Consider the following 23,705-nt stretch of genomic DNA (forward strand, 5'->3'; position numbering starts at 1 on the left):
CGGTCGGCAGCCGGGCGGGGAACAGCTCCACGGTCGCGGGGGCGTCGAGAGCGCCCCGTACCAGCAGGCTGCTGCCGCCGCGCCAGGCATCGGTGCAGCCACAGGGTCCGGTCGTCCTGGAAGGACTTGATGATCGCGGTCCACATGGCCTCGTAGCGCCCGGCCGGGCTGCTTCCGCTTTCCCCGAAGGAGGCCAGTGTGCGGCCGATACATGTGCCCCACTCGTCGATCGCTTCGATGAGAGCGGCGTTCAACAGCGCCTCGCGGGAGCCGAAGTGGTAGCCGATGGCGGCCATGCTGACGCCGCCTGCGGCGGTCGCGATGTCGCGCACCGTGGTGCGGGCCCAGCCCTTCTCCTCAAGGCAGCGTCTGGCTCCCGCCAGCAGATCCTCGCGATTTCCCATGCCGGGAACCTTACCCGGTGGGTCGATCGAACGTCTCATGCAAACGCCTAAGACGAGTGTCTTGTGCGAGCGTCCAAATCTGTCTAAGGTCGCGCCGTACCCACCAATTGAGGGAGATGCCATGAGCCGCGCCCGTCCCGTCAGCCGACGCCGCCTGCTCGGCCGGGCCACAGCCGCCGTCCTCACCGCAGGGACCGTCAGCGCCGGCGCCGCCGCGGCACTGACCCCACCGGCCGCCGGCCTGGTGAACTCCCTGAACCGCAGCGCGTACCCCCTGAGCGACCTGGGCGCCCTCGGGCGGATGGTCGGCGACGCCCGCATCGTGGGCCTCGGTGAGGCCAGCCACAGCGGCCACGAGTTCTGCACCCTCAAGCAGCGCGTCTTCCGCCACCTCGTGGACACCAAGGGCTTCACCACCTTCACCCTGGAGACGAGTTGGAGCACCGGCCTGCGTCTGGACGCCTATGTCACCCGTGGCGTCGGCGACCCCGCGCAGATCATGCGGGACGAGTTCCAGGGCCAGTACGTCTTCTGGAACACGCAGGAGTACCTCGACCTGATCCACTGGATGCGTCGCTACAACCTCGCCCACTCCGGCCGGCCGCAGCTGCACTTCGTCGGCAACGACCTGGGCTTCCCGGGCAAGGCCACCTTCGACCAGGTCTCCGACTACCTCGCCGCATACCGCCCGGACTTGACCGCCGGCATCGAGGCCTCGTACGACTCCGTGCGGCCGGAAGCCGACACCGAGGCCGGGCCGTGGATGGCCAACCAGCTCTACGGCAAGAGCGCGACCGAGCGGAAGGCCGACGCCGACGAGGCCGCCTCCGCCCTTGCGCTGCTGCGCGACCGGGGGCGCCCGCACAGCGCCGACCGGCACAGCCGCGAGGCGTACGCCTGGGCGGTGCAGAACGCCACCGCCATCGCCCAGAGCTTCACCGGCTACGCCTTCCCCGACGAGCAGTTCTCCGAGCGGATGCGCTACCGCGACCAGGCCATGGCCGCCAACACGGCCTGGTGGCTGCGCCACCGAGGCGGCAGGATCCTGCTCGCCTCGAACAACGGCCATATCGCCTACATCAGCGACAATCCGGCCGAGTTCCCCGAGCCCACCGGCGCGGTCCTGCACCGCCGACTCGGCGACGACTATGTCAACATCGGGCTGACCTTCAACGAGGGTGCCATCAACGCACTGCCCGACTACACCACGCAGCAGCCCAAGACCTACACCGTCGGCCCCGCCCCAAAGGGCCACAATGAGAACACCCTCGACAAGGTCCGCTACCGCGACTTCAGCATCGACCTGCGCACCGCGCCCGCGGCGGCCCGAACCTGGCTCGAGACGGCCCGCCCCACCCGGTCCTACGGCCTGTACTGGTCGACCGACGCACCGGATACCGCCCTCAGCCGCTCCTACGACATCCTCATCCATCTGCACCAGATCGAAGCCGGCCGCCTTCGCTGACCCGACCGGCCACGACCGCTACCGATGGCGGCCGGTGTCCTGTCTCCTTGGGTCCAGCGCTGAGACACTGCACTGACCAGGCATGATGGGCTGTGGGGTGAGACGTGCCGATGTCGGTGTCGCGGATTGTCGTATCTGCCAGGCCCGAGGGGAGAGCGGCGTCTCAGTTCATCGTGTCCGCGAGTCTGAGTTTCCAGCACCCGCTGCCGGAGGAGCCGTTGGCGCCAACGGCTCCCCCTGCGGCGATCAGGCTCATCGGGGCTCCCCCTCGTCGCCGCCCGCGGCTCAGACGCCGTGATCACACCAGCGACGGCGAGATCATTTCAGTTGCCGTCGCCCTCTTCAGAGGCCGATCCTGTGTGCTCGGTCAACGAGGAGGGCATCGTGGGGCTTGTTCTGTTCCCAGGAGACGGCGACACCAACAGCCCGGACGTGTCCTGGTCCTACACAGGCTTCAGCGTGTTCCGGCGGTGGCTGGCGCAGGCCGAAGAGTTCGCACTCGACGATATGCACGGCTTCGGTGGACAGCGCCCCTGGAACGATGCCTCCACCACACTGGCACCACTCCTCAATCATCCCGACGACGACGGCCCCGACCTCACGCCGATCCAGTGCCTGATGATCCGGGGGTGTGGGGTGGCCCAGGCCAAGCCATGGGAAGTCGATGACGAGCTGTGGGCGGTGCACGCTGCGCCGAGAAGAACGACCGAACCACTGCCGTGACCTTGCGCCCCCGATCCGGACGGTTCCTGAAAGGTCTGTACCGACCCGCCTCGAACCCTGGGATGAGCCTGTGGAAGGTAAATGCGTCGACAGCGCCCCTCGGCACCCGGCAAAGTGGCCGCCCGTGACCAGCAGTGAGCTGTGGACCCGTGTGACCGCCGACCACTACGACGCCGAAGAGACCGAGATGTCCTCGGCCGCCGTTCTCGGACCGACTCTCGCCTTCCTCGCCGAGATCGCCGGAGACGGCCGGGCACTGGAGTTCGCCATCGGAACCGGACGAGTGGGCGTCCCGCTTCGGGAACGCGGCGTGCCAGTAGTGGGCATCGAACTGTCCGAGCACATGGCAGCGGTCCTGCGGCGCAAGATCGACGAGGACATGCTCCCGATCGCCGTCGGGGACATGGCCACCACCGTCGTCCCCGGCGAGTTCACCCTGGTCTATCTCGTCTACAACACCATCACGAATCTGCTCACGCAGGACGAGCAGGTCGAGTGCTTCCGCAACGCCGCGCGTCATCTGCGGCCCGGCGGCCGATTCGTCATCGAGCTGGGCGTGCCGCCGCTGCGCTTCCTGCCGCCCGGCCAGGTCGCGGTGCCGTTCGACGTCTCTGAGCAGCATCTCGGCTTCGACACCTTCGACCTGGTCGAGCAGATTCTCGTCTCGCACCACTTCACCCGCGACGGCGACGACGGCCGCTACCGCCGCGGCAACTCCCGGCATCGGTACGCCTGGCCGGCAGAGCTCGACCTGATGGCACGGATCGCTGGGCTCGAGCTGGAACGTCGCGTCGCAGACTGGGACGGGGCGCCGTTCACCCAGGACTCCGCAAAGCACATCTCCGTGTGGCGCAAGCCAACCTGAGGTCGACCACCGGGCCGTCAGCGTAAGCCGTGCCTGTCTTGAAAAATGCGGTTCGGGTGCGGGACGCGCTTGCCCACCGGCCGCCACCAGGCCCGCACCGTCCGCCACGGCATGCCGGGTGCGGCGGCCGCAATGCGATCGGCGTACGCGTCGTGCAGGACCTTCGCGGCGAAGTGCAGCCGCGACGCGAACTCGGCGGGCGACACCTCTGCCCCGCCGAACAGGGCCTCGGCCTGCTGGAACACCTCGGAAGCGATGCCGGGTTGCTCAACACCGTCTGCGAGCCGGTCGGATATCACCGCGCGGTCGGTGCTCAGGAGGCGCGCCGGGTGGCCGAGGATGCCGGCGGCGTGGCCCTGTGTGTCAAGGGCGTCGATGCCCTTGCCCACTTGGCCGTTGCCCACAATCTCCGGCCGCGGCGAGGTCCGGTCTCCGTCAGCTGCGTGCCGCCATCAGCCCTCCCGCACTGTCGCCGAGCCCCAACGCGAGGCAACCGAGCACGGCTACCGCGAGCCCCAGGCGTGGCCAGCCGCACCGGACGAGGACGAACCCAGATGCGCCGAGAGCTACGCCCCCGGCGTAGAAAGCAACCCATACTCCCACCGGGGCACCGGAGACGAACCGGTAAATGGTTGCTACCAGGGCTGCGATGGTCACCAGCGCCGCCACCACAGTGTGGACCCGACGCTGGGCCCGCTCGGTACGCGCGGCGTCCTCGGCGACACCCTGTATCCCCTGCTGCGCGAAATTGGACCGCAGTTGCTCGGTGCGGTCGGCCCGGTCTCCGTATTCACTCACGGTCAGAACCCTACGGGTTCCCACCGACAGCCCGTTCAGGGAATGCGTAGACTCCAGATCATGCCCATGCCACATCCTTCACCGTCCCCCGATACCATCGTGCTGCGAACCGGACTCGGCCGCAGAATCGGCGCCCTCTTCGCCTGTCTTGCGCTGGTCGGGCTGGGCCTGACCGGGGTGGTCGGGCTGGTCATGCTGGCCACTGGAACGAACCGTGGCGAGATCACGCCACAAGGCATTGCCGGCATGGTCTTCATGCTGGTGCTCGGCGCGCTCGGCGTGCTCTTCGGGCTCCCGATCTGGACGGGCAGGCGCTTGGCGGTCATGGTGGACCGGACGGGCATGTGGTTGGACAACGGCACGGCACGCCAGGTCGTGCCCTGGGACGTACTGGCCGGAGTCGGTATCTACTGGAGCGAGCTCGGCAAGAGGACGAAGGTCCACACCTTCGAGCTCTGCCCCAGCGGCCCGATCGACGACCGTGATCCGGTGCTCTGGGCCGCGGTCCGCGACGAGGAGCCGATAGGTCCCGGGCTGCCTCGGCTGCGCTACCGGCTGCCGGTGCCGCAGGGAAAGCTGAACGAGGCGAGAGCGGCGCTCCAGCAGTACGCGCCGGCGCACCTTTGGCTGGGCGAGGTGCAGCGCGGAGCCGGGCACATCGGCCGCCCGGACACCCGCCGCCGCCCCAACCGTTGAGAGCAGGACGACAGCGCCTTGAGAACACCGGGGGCGGCGGCATCGGGATTGCCGCCGCCCCCGGTGTGTGCAGGCGCGGTCAGCCGGCCTGCGCCGCGCCGCGCCGGGTCCCCCGGCCGTCCAACAGAGGACGGGCGGGATTCCACACGTCGCCCCGTCTGCGGGCCGCCATCCCGGACAGCGCCTCGAGGACGATCCGGTTGCCGAGGTAGGCGGTGATGTCGGCGTGGTCGTACGGGGGCGAGACCTCGACGATATCGACGCCTGCGATGGGGAGTTCGAGGCACAGTCGGCGTACGGCGTCGAGGAGTTGGCGGGAGGTGAATCCGCCGGGTTCGGGCGTTCCGGTGCCGGGGGCCATGCCCGGGTCGACCACGTCCACGTCGACCGAGAGGAACACGGTGTCGCAGTCGTCCAGGGCGAGGGTCATGGCTTCTTCCAGACAGGTGTCGAGGCCGCGCGAGACGATCTCGCTCATCTCGTACGAGCGCATTCTCTGGTCCGCCATCCAGTCCAGGGTTTCCGGGCCGGGCCAGTAGCCGCGCAGTCCCATCTGGAGGAAGCGGTCGCCGCGTGCGGCGCCGGATTCGATCAGGCGGCGCATCGGCTGGCCGTGTCCGTGCAGATGGCCGAACTCGATGTCGCCGGTGTCGGCGTGGGCATCGAAGTGGATGACCGAGACGCGGCCGAAGCCGTGGTGGCGGGCGACGCCGGTGATGTCGGGGAGGGCGATGGTGTGGTCGCCGCCGAGCACGATCGGGACCGCGCCGCTTGCGGCGATGGTGGCGACGGCCTCCTCGATGGCCTGGATGCTGCCTTCGATGTCGCCGGCGAACATTTCCACGTCGCCCGCGTCGACCACGCGCAGATCCTTGAGGCCGTCGACGCGGAGCGCGAGTGAGGGGCAGCTGCCGTCGTGCGGGCCGTAGTCGGTGGACCGGATCGCCGTCGGGCCGAAGCGGGTGCCGGGCCGATGGCAGACGCCGCCGTCGAAGGGCGCGCCGACGATGACCACGTCCGCGTCGCGGTAGGTGTCGGGCTCGTCGAGGGTGCAGCGATCCACGCCGAGAAAAGTGATGTCGGGACCGAACATGGGGCCGTAGCGGGTCATGTGATCTCCCAGAAGCCGTAGGCCGTGGCGGAGAGCGCGCGGCGGTGGGCGGGTGTGTCGGCGCGGTGACGGCGGACGTCACCGGCCGCGGCTGACTTTAAAGTCAGTCGGTGGCCGATTCAATCCCCGGGCGTGTGACAGGATCGGCGCATGAGCGCGAACGGCGGACGGGAGAGGATTCTGCGTGCGGCCCTGGAGCTGATCGCCCGCGACGGCTTCGACGGGGTACGCATCGCCGACATCGCCCAACTCGCCGGGGCCTCCACCGCGCTGGTCCACTACCACTTCAGCAACCGCGCCCAGCTCCTGACCGCTTCGCTCGCCCAGTCCCTGAGCGCCGCCGAGGCGCGCCTGGAGCGCCGGGCCGGCGGCAAGCAGCGGTCCTCGCCGCCGGAGCGGTTCGCCGATCTGATCGATTTCGGGCTGCCCCTGACCCGCGACGACGTCATGGAGTGGCGTCTGTGGTCCGAACTGGAAATGCGGGCGGCCGGCTCCCCCGAACTCGCACGCAGCCTGGCCGCGCTCAATGACCGGATCATGCAGCCGCTGTCCGCGACGGTGGCGGCCGGGCTGGACGAGGGCGTCTTCCATGACTGCGATCCCGACGAGGTGGCCACCCTCGCACTCGCCCTGCTCACCGGCCTGGCCACTCGCATCGTCGCCGGCGACCAGGCGCTGCCCCTGTCCGACGCCCGCCGGCTCGCCGGCCGTCAGCTGGCCCTGGCCGTGGGCTTCTCCGGCGAACTGCCCTTTCAGCCCCTCCCTTCACAGCCCGCCCCGGCCCTCGCCACCGATGCGCCGGCGGCCCCGCCGGACGGCCCGGCCCGACGGCGCCGGGCGCCGCGGAACAGCTCGCGGCCCTGAGGCGGGCAACCGCGAACCCCCGCCGGCCGTAGGTCGTCCGCCGGACGACCGGGCCTCCCGGGTCGCGGCATACTGACCTGGCAACGTGACGCCGTACCCACTTCCCCGCCGCGAGGCGCTCCGACCATGAGTCGGCAGGCCCGCCTCCACCACCACACCACATCCGCAAAAGGACAGCCCCACCCGTGAACAAGAGCGCGATAGCCGGCCTCTGCACCCTCACCGTCCTGCTGGCCGCCGGTGTCTACGAAGCCTCCGCACTCACCAGCGACCCGCTGACGCTCGCCGAATTCCACAAGCTCAAGGCCGGCAGCGGCGAGAAATCCCTGCTCCACTACGCCAGCACCTGCCAACGGGAAGACGAGGCCGAACACGCAGCGGGCTACCCCACCACCTGGACGTGCTACGGCGCCGACGGCAGCAGCAACGCGGTGTTCTTCTATTCCGAGGGCGAACTGTTCGGCAAGGCGCAGACGGGACTCCAATAACGCCACGGCCGGAACATCGCCACGGCCGGGAATGACGCCTCGGCGGGCGAGGGTCAGTCGTCCGGCATCTCGGCCAGCCGGAAGGGTCCCACGGCGCCGGGACCGTACATCACCGGCAGGTTGCGGCCCAGCGGCACCACGACGACCGGCTCGTCACGGTACTCGCGCAGAAAGTTCTCCAGCGGCTCCCAGATGAGGCCCCGGTACCCGGACTCGGTCCGCTGGCGTTCGAAGGAGAGAGTGAGCGCAGACTCCCCTACGGAGACGCTCACGGCGTCCACTTCCAGCCACTCTCCACCGATCCAGGCTTCCAGCCTTACGTGCGACATGAGGTAAGGGTGCCCGTACCGCCCGGTACTCGCAATCGGCCACGAGGGGCGCGTGACAACAACTTCCCAGGCGTCCGAGGGCGCAGCCGGGAACCGCAGGTGACACGAACGCGCGCTGCTACCGTCAACTCATGCGGGAAACATGTCCAGTTGTCGTGGTCAGCGTCGAGCCGTCACGCTTCGCTGCATGGTTCCATCGTCTGCTGACGACGCCGGTCATCGAAATCGACGGGCGGCGGCACGAAGCGCAATGGGGAACCGAGGCAATCGCCGTCGGTCCCGGCGATCACCACATCAGCGTGTATTTCCACTACCGGGGGCGGCGCACCGCGCGGCTCGCCGAGGCGACCAGGGCCTTCTCGGTTGAGGATGCGGCAGGGTGCGTGGAAATCGCCGTCACGCTCGGCCCGCGCAACGGCAGCACCTTCCGAATCGCCGATCCCGTATCACGTCCCGTCCTTCGGTAGCTCCCGTCGCCGCGCACCGAGCCCGGCAGACCACGAATTTGCCTACCATGTAGGCATGTTGGCCTTCGCCCCCGCGGTCTTGTTCTCCTTCCTCTTCGGCGTCGGCGTGCTGCGCGACCGACGCCGGTTCGCCAACGCCGTCCTCTTGGGGCTCGCCGTCGCGTTCGCACTGCTTGCGCTGGTCCTCAAGCTCGGGCGGTCCGATGCGCTCCTGGGGAAGGTCGCGCTCGTGGCGCTGCTGGTGCTGCCGGCGCTGGGCATCGTCGTGCTCGCCTGCTTTTTTATCGCCAACGGCGTGAAAATGGTGCGCAAGGAAGGCAGGCGCCCCGCCAATCTGCTGTCGCTGCTCGCCGGGCTCGGCATCGTCGCCCTCATCGCGTTGCTGGTCACCGCCCTTGCCCTGCACTCGCGCACGCTGCTGATCATCGGGGCCACCGCCGTCGGCCTGGTCGGCTATGTCTCGTTCCTCTTCCTGTGCTTCGTCGGCTACGCCTTCCTGTACGGACGGCTACGGGTCCGCCGCGACGCCGACTATGTGGTGGTGCTGGGCTCCGGCCTCATCGGCGGGTCCAAGGTGCCACCGCTGCTGGCCGGCCGGCTGGAGCGCGGTCGCCGCGTGTACGAACGGCTCGCCGCGCGCGGCAACACGCCCGTGCTGCTGACGTCCGGCGGACAGGGACCGGACGAGAATCTCCCGGAGTCCCATGCGATGGCCGACTACCTGATCGAGCGGGGGTTCCCGGCGGAGCGGATCGAGCGGGAGGACCGCTCGCGCACGACCGAGGAGAATCTGCGGTTCAGCAAGGTGATCATGGAGGACGCGAAGCCGGACTACCGGTGTGTCGTCGTCACCAACAACTACCACGCCTTCCGTGCGGCTTTGATGGCCCGGAAAGCCGGAGTCCATGGTCAGGTGGTGGGCTCGCCCACGGCCGCGTACTTCTGGCCCAGTGCGACGATCCGCGAATTCGCCGCGGTATTCCTCGAGCACAAGGTGGTCAATCTCGGTATCTGCTCTCTCCTTGTGCTGGGTGGCGTACTTATTTGGTGGATCCGCTGACACACGGCGCCGGCGGTGAGCCGTGCGGATTACGGCGCGGTGCGTACCGGAATTACCGTGTGAGCGCCTATAGGCTGCTACGGCGGCGCCTGCAGAGGCGCCGCCGTTCTCTTGCCGGAAGGACGTCATCATGCCCACGGATGCCCACCCCAGCCCGCTGCGCGTACTTGTCCTCGGCGCTTCGCTACGGGCCGGATCGACCAACGCCCGCCTGGCGTCGCTCGTGGGGCGCATGCTGACCGACGCCGGCGCGGACGTCGACCTGGCCGCGATGCGAGAATTCGACATGCCGCTGTACGACGGTGACCTGGAGACCGCGCACGGGGTGCCGGGCGGCGCGCTGGCGCTGCGCGACCGTCTCGAACAGTGCAACGCTTTTGTGCTCTCCTCCCCCGAGTACAACGCGTCCGTGCCGGGGGTGGTGAAGAACGCGATCGACTGGGTCTCCCGGGTCCGGCCGCAGCCGTTCAAGACCAAGCATGCGCTGCTGGTCTCCGCCTCCCCGTCCCTGGTCGGCGGCAACCGGGGGCTGTGGGCGCTGAGGGTTCCGCTGGAGCATCTGGGCACCCGTGTCTACCCGGACATGTTCAGCCTTGCCGCGGCCCATCAGGGTTTCACCGAGGACGGGCAGCTGACCGACCCCGGGTTGCACCAGCGCCTCGGTGAAACCGTCACTGCGTTTTTGAGCCTTGTCGAAGCCGATGCCCGGTACGTCTGCCTGCAACGCCGGTGGTACGAGTTCCTGGGAGACCGTACCGAGGCCTCTGTGACGCAGCGGGCGGAGGACTGAGGCGGCGCCGCACCGCGTCGGTCTCCTGCGCGCGGGCACGGGCAGCGCGGCCTCGATGGGCCATCGGTGCGGTGGAGGCGCGCCCTGCCGTGATGCCGGGCGGTTCTGTTCTGCTGCCCGTTCCCGCCGTGCAGGCCGTTGCGCTGGGGCGTACGGGGGACCCTGGCAATGTGCTGCGCGGGTGCGGTGAGGGGACGCAGTACGTTCTGGTGGCGGCCCCTATGGATATGGAGCGGTGTGCAGCGCTGTTCAGCGGCGCGGAGCGGCAGGTATGCGCCGCGACGGAACGGCACTATCGGTGGAGTGCGCATGTCATCACCCGTCATGCGACGGAGGGTCCGGCGGCATCTTGTCGGGGCCATGGGCCTTGTGCTGGTCGTCGGCGCTGTCGTGGTCGGCCTCGTCCAGGCGACGCCGTCTCCCCCGCCTGACGACCTCGATCCGCACATCACCGCGATCATGCGGAAGCCGGAGTACCAGAACGCGCAGTGGGGGCTGTTCCAACAGGACCTGGCCAGTGGCGAGGTGGTGCAGTCGCGCTACGCCGACCAGTTCTTCATCCCCGGATCGTCGGCCAAATTGTTCAGCGTCAGCGGCACCTGGCACACCCTTGGCGGCGGTCACCGCTTCGTCACGCCGGTCCACGCCGTCGGGCAGCGGCGCGGGGCGACGCTCGACGGCGATCTGGATCTTGTGGCGCAGGGCGACCTGACCCTCGGCGGCCGGACGCGCAAGAACGGCACGGTCGCGTTCACCAACATCGATCACACCTACGCCAACGACATCCCGGGAGCCACCCTCACCCCGCAGAATCCGCTGGCCGGCATCGACCAACTGGCCCGGCAGGTCCGTGACGCGGGAATCGAGCGGGTCGACGGTGAGGTGGTCGTCGACGGGCGACTGTTCCGTCCCGATCCGGTGCTCGACCCGACCCCCACTCCGCTGATCATCAACGACAACCTCATTGACCTGCGGACCTCCCCCGGCGCCAGTGCGGGTGACCGCGCCCGTCTGGAGTGGCGCCCGAAGGTCGCGCCCTACCGCGTCACCTCCGCCGTCCGCACCGTCGAGGCGGGCAGGCCGACCGACATCAACGTCAGCGCCTCCGCCGACGGCACCCGTATCCGGCTGTCCGGCACCATCGCCGCCGACGCCGCCCCTGTCCTGCGGACGGCCGATATCAAGGATCCCCTGGCCTTTGGCCGGACGGCCCTGATCGAAGCGCTGCAACGGGCCGGGGTCGAGGTCCGCGCGGCTGCCACCGGCCCCAACCCTGCCGACCGGTTGCCGGACTCGTACCAGGGTGCGCCCGCGGTCGCCCGGTATTCCTCCCCGTCGTACGCTCAGTACGCCGAGCTCATTCTCAAGGTGAGCCACAATCTCGGGGCGAATCTCGGGATCTGTCTGATGGCCACGCACGCAGGAAGCACTCAGTGCGAGAACGGATTTCCGGTGCTCGCGAAATTCCTGGACGGCGCGAAGGTGGACCGTAAGGCCGTCCAACTCGCCGACGGACGAGGCGGAAATCCGGTCGACCGGACCACACCGCGCGCCCTGGCACAGATTCTGACGTACTGGCAGCACACCCCCGATGCGGATCGTTTCCGCAGGTCACTGCCGATTCTGGGCGTGGACGGTGGGTTGGCGGACGCCTGCCGCGACTGCCCGTCACGCGGCAAGGTCTTCGCCAAGACCGGCACGGTGGCGGGTGGCGATGCGCTCAATGACCGGCTGGCTGTGGGCGCCGAGACCGCCGCCGGATATCTGAAGACGCGCAAGGGGCACTTTGATGTGTTCTTCGCCGGAGTGAATGGTGCATCGACGTCCGGCGCCGATATCAATGGCGTTCTGGACATGGGGAATGATGTGGCGGATGTTGCCGCCGCTCTTCAGCAGGGTGGTGCGGGGCGCAGCTGAACGCGGGGTGGCGCTCCCGAGGCCGGGCCGGGGCGACGCATCTCCTCAGCGCGCCCGGCTCCGGATCCCCCGTCGGCACAGCAGAATTCGGAACACAGCGACCCGCACAAGCGTTGAACGCAAAGGAAGAAGGAGCTGCATGCGCATCGCACTGTGCCAGATGACGGCATCGACCGATCCGAAGCACAACCTCGCGGCAGTGCAGGAGCATGTACGCCGCGCGGCGCGGGAGGGGGCGCGGTTGGTGGTGTTTCCGGAAGCGGCCATGGTGCGGTTCGGGGCTCCGCTGCGGCCGGTGGCCGAGCCGTTGGACGGGCCGTGGGCCGAGGGGGTGCGGACGGTGGCCCGGGAGGCGGGGGTGACGGTGGTTGCGGGGATGTTCACGCCGGCTGATGAGGACCGGGTGGCCAATACGCTGCTGGCCACGGGGCCGGAGGTGGACACCTCCTACGACAAGATCCACTTGTATGACGCGTTCGGGTTCCGGGAGTCCGACACGGTCGCGGCGGGCTCACGGGTGGTGACGATCGATGTCGACGGGGTCCGCATCGGTCTGGCCACCTGTTACGACCTGCGGTTTCCCGAGTTGTTCCGGGCCCATGCGGACGCGGGCGCGGTCATTTCCGTGCTGCCCGCATCGTGGGGTGCCGGTCCCGGCAAGCGTGCGCAGTGGGACCTTCTGGTGCGGGCACGCGCCTTGGACGCGACGGTCTGGCTGGCGGCCGTGGGGGCAGCAGCTCCGGATCCGCAGGCCGATCCGGAGCTGCCCACCAAAGCGCCGACGGGTGTGGGCAGCAGTGCCCTGATCGGCCCCGATGGCACCGTACGCGCCCAGTTGGGAGCGGTACCGGATCTGCTGACCGCCGACGTGGACGTCGAGGAAACCGAGCGGGTTCGTCGTGCGGTGGCCGTGCTGGACAACCGACGCATGTGAGGCCGGTAACTACGCGGCCAGCAGGATGCGTTGGGTGGCCCGGAGGTGGCGGTCGATCGCCGCGCAGGCCGCGGCGGCGTCGCCGGCGACCAAGCAGTCGAGGATCTGCCGGTGTTCGGCGAGCACTTCGTCCTGGCGCTTGGCCGAGCGGTACGGCCCGATGACGCCGGCCCGGATCTGACGGCTGCGCAGCGCGTCGTACTGACGGCTCATCAGGATATTGCCGACGGCGGCGACGAGGGCGGCGTGGAAGCGGTGGTCGGCGGCGATGAATTCCCTGGTGGTGGCGTCGCCCCGAAGCGCTTCCTGGTGGGCGAGGATCTCGGCCATCTCCGATACCGGGGCGGTGCCCTGGGACATCGTATGTTCGGCGGCGAAGCGCTCCATCAGGCCGCGCATTTCCATCAGTTCGGCGATGTCGCGTCCGGACAGCGGAGGAATGTGCGCGCCACGCTTGGGAACCAGCCGCACCAGGTCCTCGGCGGCGAGCAGGAGGAGGGCCTCGCGGATCGGTGTGCGCGATATGCCGATACGGTCCGCGAGATCCTGTTCGGAGAGGAAGCGGTCCTGCATCTCAGGGTCCGTCAGAATGATGTCCTTGAGATAGGCGTACGCCTTCTCGCGCCCCGACTGCATCGTTTTTCCCATCGCGATTCCCACCGCTCTCCCCACTGATGTCCCCGTCGCACGTCGCGGTGCGCATCGGGTGGCACGTCGCGGTGCGCATCAGTGCGCTTCCCGCGCGCTCACCGCGAAGCTGCATACAAGTTGTATGCAGGTGCATGCAGAAGCTACCACGGTGGAGGAGAGAACCCGGATACGGGTACCCGGCTTCTCACTCCCCGCCATGGAGGGGTGATCGGCGGCGGACCGCCGGAGGCCGGCCCCTTTCCGGGACCGGCCCTGACTCTCGTAGGGAATTCACTGACGGGTCGACGAGGCGAGGTGGGCGAACACGACCACGTTGGCCTCATAGTCCTTGGCGGCCTTGTTGTAGGCACCGCCGCACGTGATCACGCGCAGCTGCGCGTCCGGAGTGTCGGCGTAGACCTGGTCGTTGGGGAACTGCGCCTTGCTGAACGTCGCGACCGAGTCGACCTGGAACGTCGCGACGACGCCGTCCGACCGCGTGATGTCGATCTTGCTGCCCTTTTTGAGCATGCTGAGCTGCATGAACACGGCCGGGCCGGTCTTGGTGTCGACATGGCCCGCGACGATCGACGCGCCGCGTTCGCCGGGCGTCGCCCCGCCCTGGAACCAGCCGACCAGATTCTTGTCCTTGCCGGGCGGCGCATTGAGCTGCCCGGACGGGCCGATCGACAACGGGGTGAAGGGCGCATCGACGGCGATCTCGGGGATCGCCAGCCGCTTCGGTACGGAGCGGGAGAGCGCCGGGACGGAACGGAGGGCGGTCCGAGCGGAGCCGCCGGGCGCGGCGGTGGCGACCGCCGCAGGACCGGACTGCTGTGACTTGGGATCGTCCGGCGTGTCTATGGAGTTGTAGACAAGCAGGGTCCCCAGAAGGAACGCTCCGGCCGGCCACATCAGCCGACGGCTGACGGGGCCGGACCCGGGCGCGGTCCGGGGTGGGTTCGGCTGGGACGGCTTCTGGTCGGCCATGGAGCGGTGCCTTCCTGTACGAGGCGTTGGCAAGGGGAGCGGGATACGGAACGGCAGTTGTCGCGACCACCGTCCATCTGCGACGGTGGCCGCGACAGCACAGCGAACTGTGTGTGGAGCGCAGCAGGGTCAGGCGGCGCCGGAACCCGACGCACTCCGGCGGCGGAGCACATACACCCCGGCACCGAGACCGCCGAGCATCAGCACCGAGCCCGCGGCCAGGCCGCTGCCGGAGAGGGCCATGCCCCCACCGCCGGTGTGGACGCCACCGGAGGGCTTGCTGCCGTCACGGCCGTGGTCGCCACCGCGACCGTGGTCACCATCGTGACCGCCGCCGCCGTACCCGCCGCCGTGGTCGCCACCGCGACCGTGGTCACCGCCTCGGCCGTGGTCACCGCCGCGACCGTGGTCACCGTCGCCGTCGTCGCCGCCACCCCAGTCCTCGGTGACGACCTTGGCCATGGCGCCGCCACCGGTGCGAACACCGCCGGAGGGCTTGCTGCCGCCGTTGTCGTGACCTCGGCCGTGGTCCCGGCCGTGGTCGTGGTCGCGACCGTGGCCACCGCGGCCGTATCCGTCGTCGCCGAAGTCGTCGTCGCCCTTGGTCAGGGCGCCGCCACCGGTGCGGACACCGCCGGAAGGCTTACTGCCGTCGTTGTCGTGACCTCGGCCGTGGTCCCGGCCGTGGTCGTGGTCGCCGCCGCGGCCGTGGTCATCTCCACCACGTCCGTGGTCCCGGCTGCTGGAGGATCCGCCGTCGTCGCCGGCCAGAGCGATGGCCTGAGCTGCGGGAGTAGTGATGGCCAGGACCGCAGAGACGGCGGCCGAGGCAAACAGGGTGCGAGCAGTGCGCATGGAGACATGTCCTTTCACATCGCCACTGCGAAGGCCGACACGTCATCGGCTCATCGGACCGCAATTGCGACGTCATCAACGTCAGTCAGAAGACGGCTCCACACCACCGGAGAACGCCGCATTCGGGGTACAACGTCCGCTTTTCGGGTGGCCGGGGCCCCATTTATCACCCATTGGATGGCGTGCCCTTCCGGCGTGTCGCGGCCGCAAAGATGTATCGGGCTTCCCAGATGGCGGACAGGAGGCGGTGCGCCCGCCTCGACGTCACGGTGAGTGAGCGGCAGAGGGGGTGGGCGAGGGGTGGGGGTGGCTGTCGACGCGGGCAAGGGGTGGGCGGGGCTACCGGGAGTGGGGCGGGCGGGGCCAGCGGGTTGCAGGTGATGGGTGACGGATGACGGGTGAGGGCAGGGAGCCGTCACACTCGCCGACGGTTGGGGACGGGGGCACCCACATCACTTGCCGCCACCCCAACTTCCCGCCGCAGAAGCCCAATTGAAGAGCAGACCGTTGCTCCACCCGCCCCCACCTCACCTCGGCCGAAGAGGCCCCCGTAGCACCCCCGCCAAGACCCGGATCTGGCTACATACGGAACGTAGCGATCGCCGCTCCGGTTTGTGCAAGGTGGAGCAGGACCCGGTCCCCCACCGCCCCTAGCCTCGCTGCAACATCACCAACGAGGGGCGGTACCGGTGAACTGGCTCATCCACGACTACCGCGAGAACGATCTCGCTGCCGTGGTCCACCTGATCGACTCCACGGCCGAGCTCGGGCAGGAGTCGGTGTTCTCGCTCGCCGAGTGCATCAGCGCGCTGAGTTCCCGGCAGCCTGCCGTCGTAGCCGTCCACCAGGGCGTGCCCATCGGTACGGCGCTCGCCTGTGTGGCGGGTGAGCGGGGCTGGGTGATGCGGATCGCCATCTCGTCGGCCTGGCGTGGCCGGGGGCTGGCGAGTGCGCTGCTGGTGGAGCTGGAGCGGCGGCTGATTGCCGCGCGGGTGAGCCGTATCGCGTACGTGCTGCCCGAGGAAGACCTCTTGGGTGAGGGGCTGCTCAACGCGGGCTATACGCGGCAGCCCGCCGTGGCCTATTTCGAGAAGGTCGAGCCGCACCACGGTCCCGCGGCAAGCCTGCTGGAGGACCTCGGCGGACGGTTCCTGCCCGCCGATCTGTGGGCCAAGGTGGCCGGCATGGAGGCGGAGAAGGACCTGATCGAACGGCGTGTCGTCCTGCCGCTGGCGGAGCCGGAGCGGGCTGCCCGGCACGGCGTACGGCCGCCGCGTGCCATCGCCCTGTTCGGTCCGCCGGGGACCGGGAAGACCACGTTCGCGCGGGGTATCGCGGCCAAGCTCGGCTGGCCGTTCGTCGAGCTGCTGCCGTCCCGGCTCGCCGATGAGGGCAACCTTGCGGCGGCCCTGCGCAGCGCGTTCGCCCGTATCGCGGAGCTGGAGCGGGTGCTTGTCTTCATCGATGAGGTCGAGGAGATCGCTCCGGTACGCGCGGAGCCGGCGCAGCCCGGCGGTCTGCACGGCGTGACCAATGAACTGCTCAAGCTCATACCGGGCTTCCGGGAGCGGGACGAGCGGCTGCTGGTGTGTGCGACCAACTCGATCCGCTCGCTCGATCCGGCCTTCCTGCGTCCCGGCCGTTTCGACTACCTGATCCCGATCGGTACGCCGGACAAGGCCGCCCGCGCGGCGATCTGGTCCCGCTACACGGATGGCCGGGCCGATGTCGATGTGACGGCGCTGGTTGCGGCCAGCGAGCTGTTCACCCCGGCCGACATCGAGCATGCCGCCCGGGTGGCCGCCCAGGCTTCGTTCGAACGGGACCTGGAGTCGACCGGCCTCGGCACGGGCGCCCAGGGCCGGCTCGGGGCGAGCACCGAGGACTATCTGGCCGCGATCGCACAGTGCCGGCCGACGGTCACACCGGCGATGGTCGATGAATTCGAGGCGGATATCACTGCTCACGCGCGTTGCTGACGGGGTGGTGGGGCGCGGCGGGGGTGTGAGCCAGGGGTGGCTGCCCCCGCCACCGGGTCCGGACGGGGCCGTGCTCCGCCGCCGCTGGAAAGTCGAGCGGACGCTCGGCCGGCTCATGGCAGCCCGCCGAGCGTCCGCCCCAGCTCAGCCGCGAACAGCAACTCCCCACCACTGACCGGGATTTGGCATCCACGGACAAATCTGATCCGGCGGTGAAACGGACCGTCATCGCTCTCCGTACTGGGCGGTATCGAACCCGAGCCAAGGGTTCCCCTCGAGGACTGGAGTCGTGCGTGTCCCGAAAGAGAAGAATCGGCAAGGGCAAGAAGATCACCATTTTCGTCAGCTCCGCGGCGCTGGTCGGCGGTATCGCTGTCGTCATGACGGGCACCAGCCATGCATCGGCGGCCTGCGACGGGCTGGCCGCGGCACTGACCAACAACCAGAAGTTCATCGCCGCCCAGGAGGCCGATCCGGACGCGCAGTCGGCGGCCCGCATCGCCAACCGCAAAGCGGTGATCGCCCAGATCCAGGCCCAGCAGAAAGCCGCCGGATGTAGCAGCAGCGAGGGCGACAACGCGGCGCCGGAGCAGAAACCGCCCACTGAGGAGGACGCTCAAGGCCAGGATCCCGCGCAATCGGCCTCCGATGTCGTCTGCCCCGGCTCGACGGTCACCCTCTCCGGCGAGGGCGGCGCACCGGCCGCGTCGAGCGACCAATTCCCCACCGGCACCAAGTTGAAGGTGACGAATCTGGACAACAACAAGTCGACGACGGTGTCCGTCACTTCGGCGTCGGGCAGCTGCGTGCTCCTCAACAACGCGGCCTTCGAGCAGGTACGTGAACAAGGGAAGTTCCTGATCCGCCGCGCCCAGATCGAGCGCGTCGGGTAGGCCGGACCGGGTCGGGTGCGTGGGGCCGGGTGGCACAGGCGCTCTGCCCCGCGCCATCCGGCCGACGGCTTCGGGGCCGGCTCCGGGTTCGGCTCCTCCGATCGGACGACGCCGGATACGTGGCGCTCGCGTACGGTGGAAGTGCAGTGCAAGTGGTGCACTGCACTGCGGTGACCGTGCAGGTGGTGCCGGTGGTATGCGGAACCGGGCCTTTTTGCACCGTCACCGTCCAGTGACCGAGAAGCGTATGGGGGCAGCGCATGCAGGAGAATCCGAAGAACCCGCAGAGCGCACACATTCCAAGAACTCCCGGAACTCCCGGAACTCCCGAGACTCCCGGAGTTCATCGGATTCCGGAGATCGTCGACCTGGGCGCATACGGACCGGACTTCACCGCGGATCCATACCCTTATTACGCCAAGCTGCGTGCCGAGCGCCCCGTACACCGTGCTCAGCTCCCTGAAGGCCAAGAGGCGTGGCTGGTCGTCGGCCACGAAGCGGCCCGGGCCGCGCTCAGCGACCCCCGGCTCGTCAAGAACTGGCGCACCGCCGGACTGGTGAACAGCGCCGATGATTCGCCGCTGTTCACCAACATGCTGGATTCGGACCCGCCCCACCACACCCGGCTGCGGAAGCTGGTGGCCCGGGAGTTCACCTCGCGCCGTGTCGAGGCGCTGCGACCTCGCGTGCAACAGATCACCGACGAGCTGCTCGATACGATGCTGGCCGCCCCGGGCGGGCGTGCCGAACTCGTGGACGCGCTTGCCTTCCCCCTGCCGATGACCGTCATCTGCGAACTGATCGGCGTCCCTTCCATGGACCGGGACAGCTTTCGCGCCTGGTCGCGCGAGATCATCGCGCCGACCGGCCCGGAGGCCATTAACGAAGCCACCCAGGCGATGGCCGGTTACCTCATCGGCCTCATCGAGCACAAGCGCAGCGCCCCCGGCGATGATCTCCTCAGCGCCCTGATACGTACGAGCGACGAGGACGGCGACCGGCTCTCCGGTGACGAATTGGTCGGCATGGCCTTCCTGCTGCTGGTCGCGGGCCACGAGACGACCGTCAGCCTGATCTCCAACGGGGTGCGTGCCCTGCTCCAGCATCCCGCCCAGCTGGCCGCCCTGCGGGCAGACCGTTCCCTCCTGGACAACGCCGTGGAGGAGATGCTGCGTTACGACGGCCCGGTGGAGACGGCCACCTGGCGCTTCACCGTGGAGCCGGTCGAGATCGGCGGCACAGTCATCCCGGCCAGGAATCCCGTTTGGGTCGTCCTGGCCTCCGCCTCCCGCGACCCCGAACGCTTCGCCGCCGCCGACGACTTCGACATCACCCGCGATCCCCGCGGCCATGTGGCCTTCGGTCACGGCATCCACTTCTGCATCGGCGCCCCGCTGGCCCGCCTGGAGGCCCGTATCGCCATCGGCGCCCTGCTGGACCGCTGCCCCGATCTCGCGCTGGACTGCGCTACGGACGACCTCACCTGGCGCACCGGGATGCTCATCCGGGGCACGGAGCAGCTTCCGGTCCGCTGGACGGCGAAGCCGCGGTCGTAGGCGTCGCCGGGTCAAGGGCAAGGACGGTGAGTACCCGTGGTACCCGGTTCTGCCCCGCTCTGGGCAACCTTGGCCCTACGCCGACCTGGTCTGCGCAAGGGGCTGGCGGCCGAGCGGGGCGGTGCCGGTCAGGCTGGGTGCCGGGGATCTGGTCCGGCGCGCCCTACTGGAGCGATCGGGCGAGCCGGAACCCGAGGTCATCGACGCGAAAGGTCGGGTGACTCTTGCGGCGGCACGATGCCCGACATCCTCGGGGCTGGTCGTAGGCGCCTCCGCCTCGGAATACGCGGTACGGGCCATAGACGCTGGGATCGTAGACATCCCAGCACCACTCCCACACGTTGCCGATCATGTCGTAGAGGCCCCACGCGTTCGGCGCCCTGGTCGCGACGTCATGCACCTCGTCGCCGGAGTTCCCGCGGTACCAGGCGATCTCATCCAGCTCTCCGTAGCGGACGTCGGGCGTCCCGGCCCGGCACGCGTACTCCCACTCCGCCTCGGCCGGGAGGCGGTAGCCGTCGGCCTCCCAGTCGCAGACCACGTCCTGCGCGTCGGGGTCGTCGGGGGCGTCGGGGCCGTCGCCCATCGCGTAGCAGGGTTCGAGCCCTGTCGCCTGCGAGAGCAGGTTGCAGAACCGAACGGCCTCCTTCCAGGAGATCTCGGTCACCGGCACCCTCGGCCCCGCCGAACTCACGGGCGTCTCGCCCAGAACGGCGAGGTAGAGCTCGCGTGTCACGGGATACGGCGCCAGTCGGAAGGCCCCGACTTCGGCCTTCCAGTTCGTCTTCGTGCCCTCGTCCCGCAGGACGATCTCCCCGGCAGGGATTCCGATCATGCGCTCGGCGATGGCCTCGCGGAGCGTCGATTCAAGACTCATTGCAGCACTTGTCCCACACCATCGATTCGCGTCCATGACATGCAGACACACCAATTTGCGAACGCGGCCACGCACACCAAGGGGCGATTCCGCGGGGGACGTTGATCGGCGAGGCCCGGCCCCGTATAATAACCGTGCCTGCACACATCGCCCCGGACGATCAACGTTTCCGTCCGGACGGGAACCGCCGTTACCGCAGCTTCTCGTCGAATTCTTCCTGCGTCGCCACGAACCACACCTGGCTGCCGCGATTCGCCTCGCGCACAAAGTCACGCAGAGCCTGGCTCCCGGCCACATGAGGGCTGATGTCGCCGATGATCACAAGACGAATGCGGTAGTTCACGAACTTCTGGACAATCTCGCCGGCCAGTCCGGAGCTCAATGAGAAGAAGTCGTCGGCGACCCTCTCCACGGGCACCACCACCACTTCAGCACTACACCCCATCGCCTCGCCGATCAGATCGAGTGCGGCGCTTGCGTCGCTCAGCATGTGCCCACCCGGGGCACACATGAGAACGGAAACGCCGTGCGGACCCACGAGGCTTTCGGATGTCATGTCGTGATCGTATAACTAATGCAACGGGGCCCGCCCGCTTGCCCGTAACTACGCCAGGTTCACCAACAGTTCCCCGCAAAAGCCGTACCCAAGAACGGCACCTGCCACGGGCCACGACACCATCGACGAAGTCGACCACTTCACTCATCGGCACCGCAGTGCCCAAGGCCGCCAAATCACTTTCTCCACCCCCGACTTGACTGCTCATTCCCGCAAATGGAGCTGGTGGGCGCATCTGTGCGAGAGTGACCGGATGAGGACTATCGGGTTGCTCGGCGGCATGAGCTGGGAGTCGACGGCGGAGTACTACCGGCTGCTGAACGAGCTGACGCGCGAGCGTCTGGGCGGTCTCCACTCATCGCGCTGTGTGCTGTACTCCGTCGACTTCGCCGAGATCGAACGGCTGCAGGCGGAAGGTCGCTGGGATGAGGCGGCCGAGGTACTGGCCGAGGCCGCGAAGGCGCTGGAGGCCGCCGGTGCAGACCTGCTGCTGATCTGCACCAACACCATGCACAAGGTCGCCGACGAGGTGGCCGCCGCGGTCACGATCCCGCTGCTGCACCTCGCCGACACCACCGCAGGCGCCATCCTCGCGAGCGGTATGCGCCGCGTGGGGCTGCTGGGCACCGCTTTCACGATGGAGCAGGACTTCTACCGCGGCCGGCTCGCGTCCCATGGTCTGGACGTACTCATCCCGGACGCCGCCGGGCGCAGCACCGTCCACCGGGTGATTTACGAGGAACTCTGCGTCGGGATCGTCCGCGAGGAGTCTCGTCAGGCCTACCAAGCGATCATCAAGGAACTCGTCGCCGCCGGGGCCGAGGGCATCGTGCTCGGCTGCACCGAGATCGAGCTGCTGATCAGCCCCGACGACAGCCCGGTGCCCGTCTTCCCGACCACCCGGCTGCATGCGGAAGCGGCGGTCCGGCATGCGCTGGCGCTGGCGGACAACCCACATCCCACCCAGCTCGGGAACCCATGACTGGCTGCCGCGTCCCGCGCCGCCTTCGCCTCCGCTCCCCCGGCGCATGACTCTCCGCCGTGACAAATCCCCTGCGTCGGCCGGGGTTTGAACTGACGCCGGGTACCCTGACGTGGTGTCGCAGACCGAGTTAGAACGACTGGCCAGGATCCGGATGCAGGTCACCGGAGAGACGCTGGAGCGCGCCATGGCGGTACTCGGAGGACACACCACGGAACCCGAGCCGGATTCGGCCACCACGGACCCGGACGTGGACCCGGACGTGGACCCCGCAGACGATCACAGCGGCGCCTCTGCTTCCCCCTCCGCCGCTACCTCTTCACCCGCCTCGTCCCCCGCCTCCGCCTCCGCCGAACAGCGAGCCGACCGGGAAAAGCCGCAGAGCCGGGGCCACCTCCGGGGCCTATAGCGGCCCCTTCGCCGCACCGTTCAACGGAGGGGCCCGGCCCGACCGCCGCTCGCCCGATGGCTTCGTACTACCTCCCCTAGTGGTGAACGCCCGACCGCTACGCAGATCACCGGCGCAACCCGACCTCCTGCGTGGCTCGCCCCACCATCGGCTGGGCCACGCCTGCCCCAGGGCCTCACCCGGCCCGGCTCACGGGCACAGCGGCCGCGCCAGCAACGGCGTCCGGGGCGCTTGGTGGCCCCCGCTGGCCAACATCCGCACCTCGCCCCGGTCGCTGATCTCCGCGCGTACGATCCCCGATTCATCCTCGTAGACCGGATACCCGCCCGCTCCCGCCTTCTCGGTACGCCGGACGACCACCACGTCGTCTTCCACAGCGAGTGCCTGAAATACCAGCTCATAGCGTTCCGGGTAATCCATCCGGGCCTCCCGAACTGACTCTGCAGGTGCCTGCGGCGCCCCTCCCTCACCTGCGCGGTACACCGCTACACCTTCGCTATTCCATCGTCACTCACACAGCCGCGGCGCGCCTCAGGAGGGACCGGGGAGTGGACAGTGGGCCGGACTACCGGCGACGACGGCGCCATACCTGGCAGGTGTCATCTGGATTTGGGATCAAGGTAGTTCCGAGGGTTGATGGCGCGAGGCCGTCCGGGCCCCCGCGACGCCGGCCGCCGATGCCGCCGATGCCGCCGCCATCTCGACCGCCGAGCGGCCCGGTCCCGACCGTGCGGCGCTGGACAGGACCCTCAAGGCATTCCAGGACGCCGGAATGCACGGCGCCTACGCTGCGGTGCGAGACGACTCCGAGCAGTGGCAGGGCGCCGCAGGGCGGCACACCTGCTTCCCAAGCTCGTCGCACCACACCTCCCGCTGCCGGTAGGCAGCGGGTGCCCCGCCCCGGTGCGCTGTCACCGGGGCGGGGCGGGTCCGAGAAGCGCCAGCAGCTCGGATAGTTACGGGGACCACCGTACGGGGGGCCACTGACAATGGGCCCTGGAGCCGCCCGCATGGACCGGCATCTGACCCGTGGGGCACTGGTGATGACCGGGCCTCCGGCGCCCACC

Annotated in this window: 27 protein-coding genes; 16 read left to right on the forward strand and 11 right to left on the reverse strand. The window is 69.0% G+C overall.

Going from position 1 to position 23,705, the window contains the following annotated elements; genetic code table 11:
- A partial coding sequence (locus tag AB0D04_RS27595; protein WP_362708447.1) for a helix-turn-helix domain-containing protein occupies positions 1-404 on the reverse strand: 404 nt, incomplete at its 3' end.
- 121 nt (positions 405-525) lie between these two features.
- Between AB0D04_RS27595 and AB0D04_RS27600 the strand changes: the two genes are divergently transcribed.
- The 3 genes from AB0D04_RS27600 (at position 526) to AB0D04_RS27610 (ending at position 3,457) form a co-directional block, all read left to right on the forward strand.
- Positions 526-1,869 carry an erythromycin esterase family protein gene (locus AB0D04_RS27600; protein WP_362708449.1) on the forward strand — a complete coding sequence of 448 codons (1,344 nt, stop codon included), beginning with the start codon at positions 526-528 and terminating at the stop codon, positions 1,867-1,869.
- Positions 1,870-2,253: 384 nt separating this feature from the next.
- Positions 2,254-2,592 (forward strand): hypothetical protein, encoded by a 339-nt coding sequence (locus AB0D04_RS27605; RefSeq protein ID WP_362708452.1) that lies wholly within the window; start codon positions 2,254-2,256, stop codon positions 2,590-2,592.
- Positions 2,593-2,716: 124 nt separating this feature from the next.
- Complete coding sequence (locus AB0D04_RS27610) at positions 2,717-3,457, forward strand: class I SAM-dependent methyltransferase (protein WP_362708454.1); 741 nt, start codon at positions 2,717-2,719, stop codon at positions 3,455-3,457.
- A 17-nt stretch (positions 3,458-3,474) separates the two neighbouring features.
- On the opposite strand, the gene AB0D04_RS27615 is transcribed toward AB0D04_RS27610, so the two are convergent.
- Together AB0D04_RS27615 and AB0D04_RS27620 are read right to left on the reverse strand one after the other, a co-directional pair.
- On the reverse strand, positions 3,475-3,846 hold the full coding sequence (locus AB0D04_RS27615) for a hypothetical protein (RefSeq protein WP_362708457.1): 372 nt from the start codon (positions 3,844-3,846) through the stop codon (positions 3,475-3,477).
- A gap of 46 nt (positions 3,847-3,892) precedes the next feature.
- On the reverse strand, positions 3,893-4,255 hold the full coding sequence (locus AB0D04_RS27620; RefSeq protein ID WP_362708459.1) for a hypothetical protein: 363 nt from the start codon (positions 4,253-4,255) through the stop codon (positions 3,893-3,895).
- A gap of 60 nt (positions 4,256-4,315) precedes the next feature.
- Between AB0D04_RS27620 and AB0D04_RS27625 the strand changes: the two genes are divergently transcribed.
- A complete protein-coding gene (locus AB0D04_RS27625) occupies positions 4,316-4,951 on the forward strand; it encodes a hypothetical protein (RefSeq protein WP_362708461.1) in 636 nt (211 codons plus the stop codon).
- 79 nt (positions 4,952-5,030) lie between these two features.
- Here AB0D04_RS27625 and speB read toward each other — a convergent pair whose 3' ends face one another.
- Entirely contained in the window at positions 5,031-6,062 is a 1,032-nt protein-coding gene (speB, locus tag AB0D04_RS27630; RefSeq protein ID WP_362708464.1) for an agmatinase, read from the reverse strand.
- A gap of 150 nt (positions 6,063-6,212) precedes the next feature.
- On the opposite strand from speB, the gene AB0D04_RS27635 reads away from it, so the two are divergent.
- Complete coding sequence (locus AB0D04_RS27635) at positions 6,213-6,926, forward strand: TetR/AcrR family transcriptional regulator (protein ID WP_362708467.1); 714 nt, start codon at positions 6,213-6,215, stop codon at positions 6,924-6,926.
- A 185-nt stretch (positions 6,927-7,111) separates the two neighbouring features.
- Positions 7,112-7,414 carry a hypothetical protein gene (locus AB0D04_RS27640; protein ID WP_362708470.1) on the forward strand — a complete coding sequence of 101 codons (303 nt, stop codon included), beginning with the start codon at positions 7,112-7,114 and terminating at the stop codon, positions 7,412-7,414.
- Between the two features lie 53 nt (positions 7,415-7,467).
- Here the strand turns inward: AB0D04_RS27640 and AB0D04_RS27645 are convergent, their stop codons facing one another.
- On the reverse strand, positions 7,468-7,743 hold the full coding sequence (locus AB0D04_RS27645; RefSeq protein ID WP_362708473.1) for a hypothetical protein: 276 nt from the start codon (positions 7,741-7,743) through the stop codon (positions 7,468-7,470).
- A gap of 131 nt (positions 7,744-7,874) precedes the next feature.
- Between AB0D04_RS27645 and AB0D04_RS27650 the strand changes: the two genes are divergently transcribed.
- The 5 genes from AB0D04_RS27650 to AB0D04_RS27670 all read left to right on the forward strand — a co-directional run bounded on the left by AB0D04_RS27650 (position 7,875) and on the right by AB0D04_RS27670 (position 12,911).
- Positions 7,875-8,210 (forward strand): hypothetical protein, encoded by a 336-nt coding sequence (locus tag AB0D04_RS27650; RefSeq protein ID WP_362708475.1) that lies wholly within the window; start codon positions 7,875-7,877, stop codon positions 8,208-8,210.
- Positions 8,211-8,265: 55 nt separating this feature from the next.
- Positions 8,266-9,270, forward strand: coding sequence for a YdcF family protein (locus AB0D04_RS27655; RefSeq protein WP_362708478.1), 1,005 nt, complete (start codon positions 8,266-8,268; stop codon positions 9,268-9,270).
- A gap of 130 nt (positions 9,271-9,400) precedes the next feature.
- Positions 9,401-10,060: an NAD(P)H-dependent oxidoreductase gene (locus tag AB0D04_RS27660; protein ID WP_362708481.1), complete on the forward strand. Its 660-nt coding sequence runs from the start codon at positions 9,401-9,403 to the stop codon at positions 10,058-10,060.
- Positions 10,061-10,420: 360 nt separating this feature from the next.
- Positions 10,421-11,977 (forward strand): D-alanyl-D-alanine carboxypeptidase/D-alanyl-D-alanine-endopeptidase, encoded by a 1,557-nt coding sequence (gene dacB / locus AB0D04_RS27665; protein ID WP_362708484.1) that lies wholly within the window; start codon positions 10,421-10,423, stop codon positions 11,975-11,977.
- A 139-nt stretch (positions 11,978-12,116) separates the two neighbouring features.
- Positions 12,117-12,911, forward strand: a complete 795-nt coding sequence (locus AB0D04_RS27670; RefSeq protein WP_362708486.1) for a carbon-nitrogen hydrolase family protein — start codon at positions 12,117-12,119, stop codon at positions 12,909-12,911.
- A gap of 9 nt (positions 12,912-12,920) precedes the next feature.
- On the opposite strand, the gene AB0D04_RS27675 is transcribed toward AB0D04_RS27670, so the two are convergent.
- From AB0D04_RS27675 to AB0D04_RS27685, 3 genes are all read right to left on the reverse strand, one after another.
- Complete coding sequence (locus AB0D04_RS27675; RefSeq protein ID WP_362708565.1) at positions 12,921-13,547, reverse strand: GntR family transcriptional regulator; 627 nt, start codon at positions 13,545-13,547, stop codon at positions 12,921-12,923.
- A 285-nt stretch (positions 13,548-13,832) separates the two neighbouring features.
- Positions 13,833-14,531, reverse strand: a complete 699-nt coding sequence (locus AB0D04_RS27680; RefSeq protein ID WP_362708489.1) for a class F sortase — start codon at positions 14,529-14,531, stop codon at positions 13,833-13,835.
- Positions 14,532-14,660: 129 nt separating this feature from the next.
- Positions 14,661-15,386: a hypothetical protein gene (locus AB0D04_RS27685; RefSeq protein WP_362708491.1), complete on the reverse strand. Its 726-nt coding sequence runs from the start codon at positions 15,384-15,386 to the stop codon at positions 14,661-14,663.
- Between the two features lie 689 nt (positions 15,387-16,075).
- Here AB0D04_RS27685 and AB0D04_RS27690 point away from each other — a divergent pair.
- From AB0D04_RS27690 to AB0D04_RS27700, 3 genes are all read left to right on the forward strand, one after another.
- Complete coding sequence (locus tag AB0D04_RS27690) at positions 16,076-17,365, forward strand: bifunctional GNAT family N-acetyltransferase/ATP-binding protein (protein WP_362708493.1); 1,290 nt, start codon at positions 16,076-16,078, stop codon at positions 17,363-17,365.
- A gap of 293 nt (positions 17,366-17,658) precedes the next feature.
- A complete protein-coding gene (locus AB0D04_RS27695) occupies positions 17,659-18,258 on the forward strand; it encodes a hypothetical protein (protein WP_362708496.1) in 600 nt (199 codons plus the stop codon).
- Positions 18,259-18,518: 260 nt separating this feature from the next.
- A complete protein-coding gene (locus AB0D04_RS27700) occupies positions 18,519-19,814 on the forward strand; it encodes a cytochrome P450 (protein WP_362708498.1) in 1,296 nt (431 codons plus the stop codon).
- A 163-nt stretch (positions 19,815-19,977) separates the two neighbouring features.
- On the opposite strand, the gene AB0D04_RS27705 is transcribed toward AB0D04_RS27700, so the two are convergent.
- On the reverse strand, positions 19,978-20,691 hold the full coding sequence (locus tag AB0D04_RS27705; protein ID WP_362708501.1) for a formylglycine-generating enzyme family protein: 714 nt from the start codon (positions 20,689-20,691) through the stop codon (positions 19,978-19,980).
- A 190-nt stretch (positions 20,692-20,881) separates the two neighbouring features.
- Entirely contained in the window at positions 20,882-21,247 is a 366-nt protein-coding gene (locus tag AB0D04_RS27710) for a DUF4180 domain-containing protein (RefSeq protein WP_362708504.1), read from the reverse strand.
- Positions 21,248-21,500: 253 nt separating this feature from the next.
- Between AB0D04_RS27710 and AB0D04_RS27715 the strand changes: the two genes are divergently transcribed.
- Positions 21,501-22,229, forward strand: coding sequence for an aspartate/glutamate racemase family protein (locus tag AB0D04_RS27715; RefSeq protein WP_362708507.1), 729 nt, complete (start codon positions 21,501-21,503; stop codon positions 22,227-22,229).
- Positions 22,230-22,344: 115 nt separating this feature from the next.
- Complete coding sequence (locus AB0D04_RS27720) at positions 22,345-22,638, forward strand: hypothetical protein (RefSeq protein ID WP_362708510.1); 294 nt, start codon at positions 22,345-22,347, stop codon at positions 22,636-22,638.
- A gap of 189 nt (positions 22,639-22,827) precedes the next feature.
- Here the strand turns inward: AB0D04_RS27720 and AB0D04_RS27725 are convergent, their stop codons facing one another.
- Positions 22,828-23,058 carry a DUF6296 family protein gene (locus AB0D04_RS27725; protein WP_362708513.1) on the reverse strand — a complete coding sequence of 77 codons (231 nt, stop codon included), beginning with the start codon at positions 23,056-23,058 and terminating at the stop codon, positions 22,828-22,830.
- Positions 23,059-23,705: the final 647 nt, after the last annotated feature.

Origin of the sequence: Streptomyces sp. NPDC048483, assembly GCF_040651455.1 — a bacterium.
Taxonomy (GTDB): Bacteria; Actinomycetota; Actinomycetes; order Streptomycetales; family Streptomycetaceae; genus Streptomyces.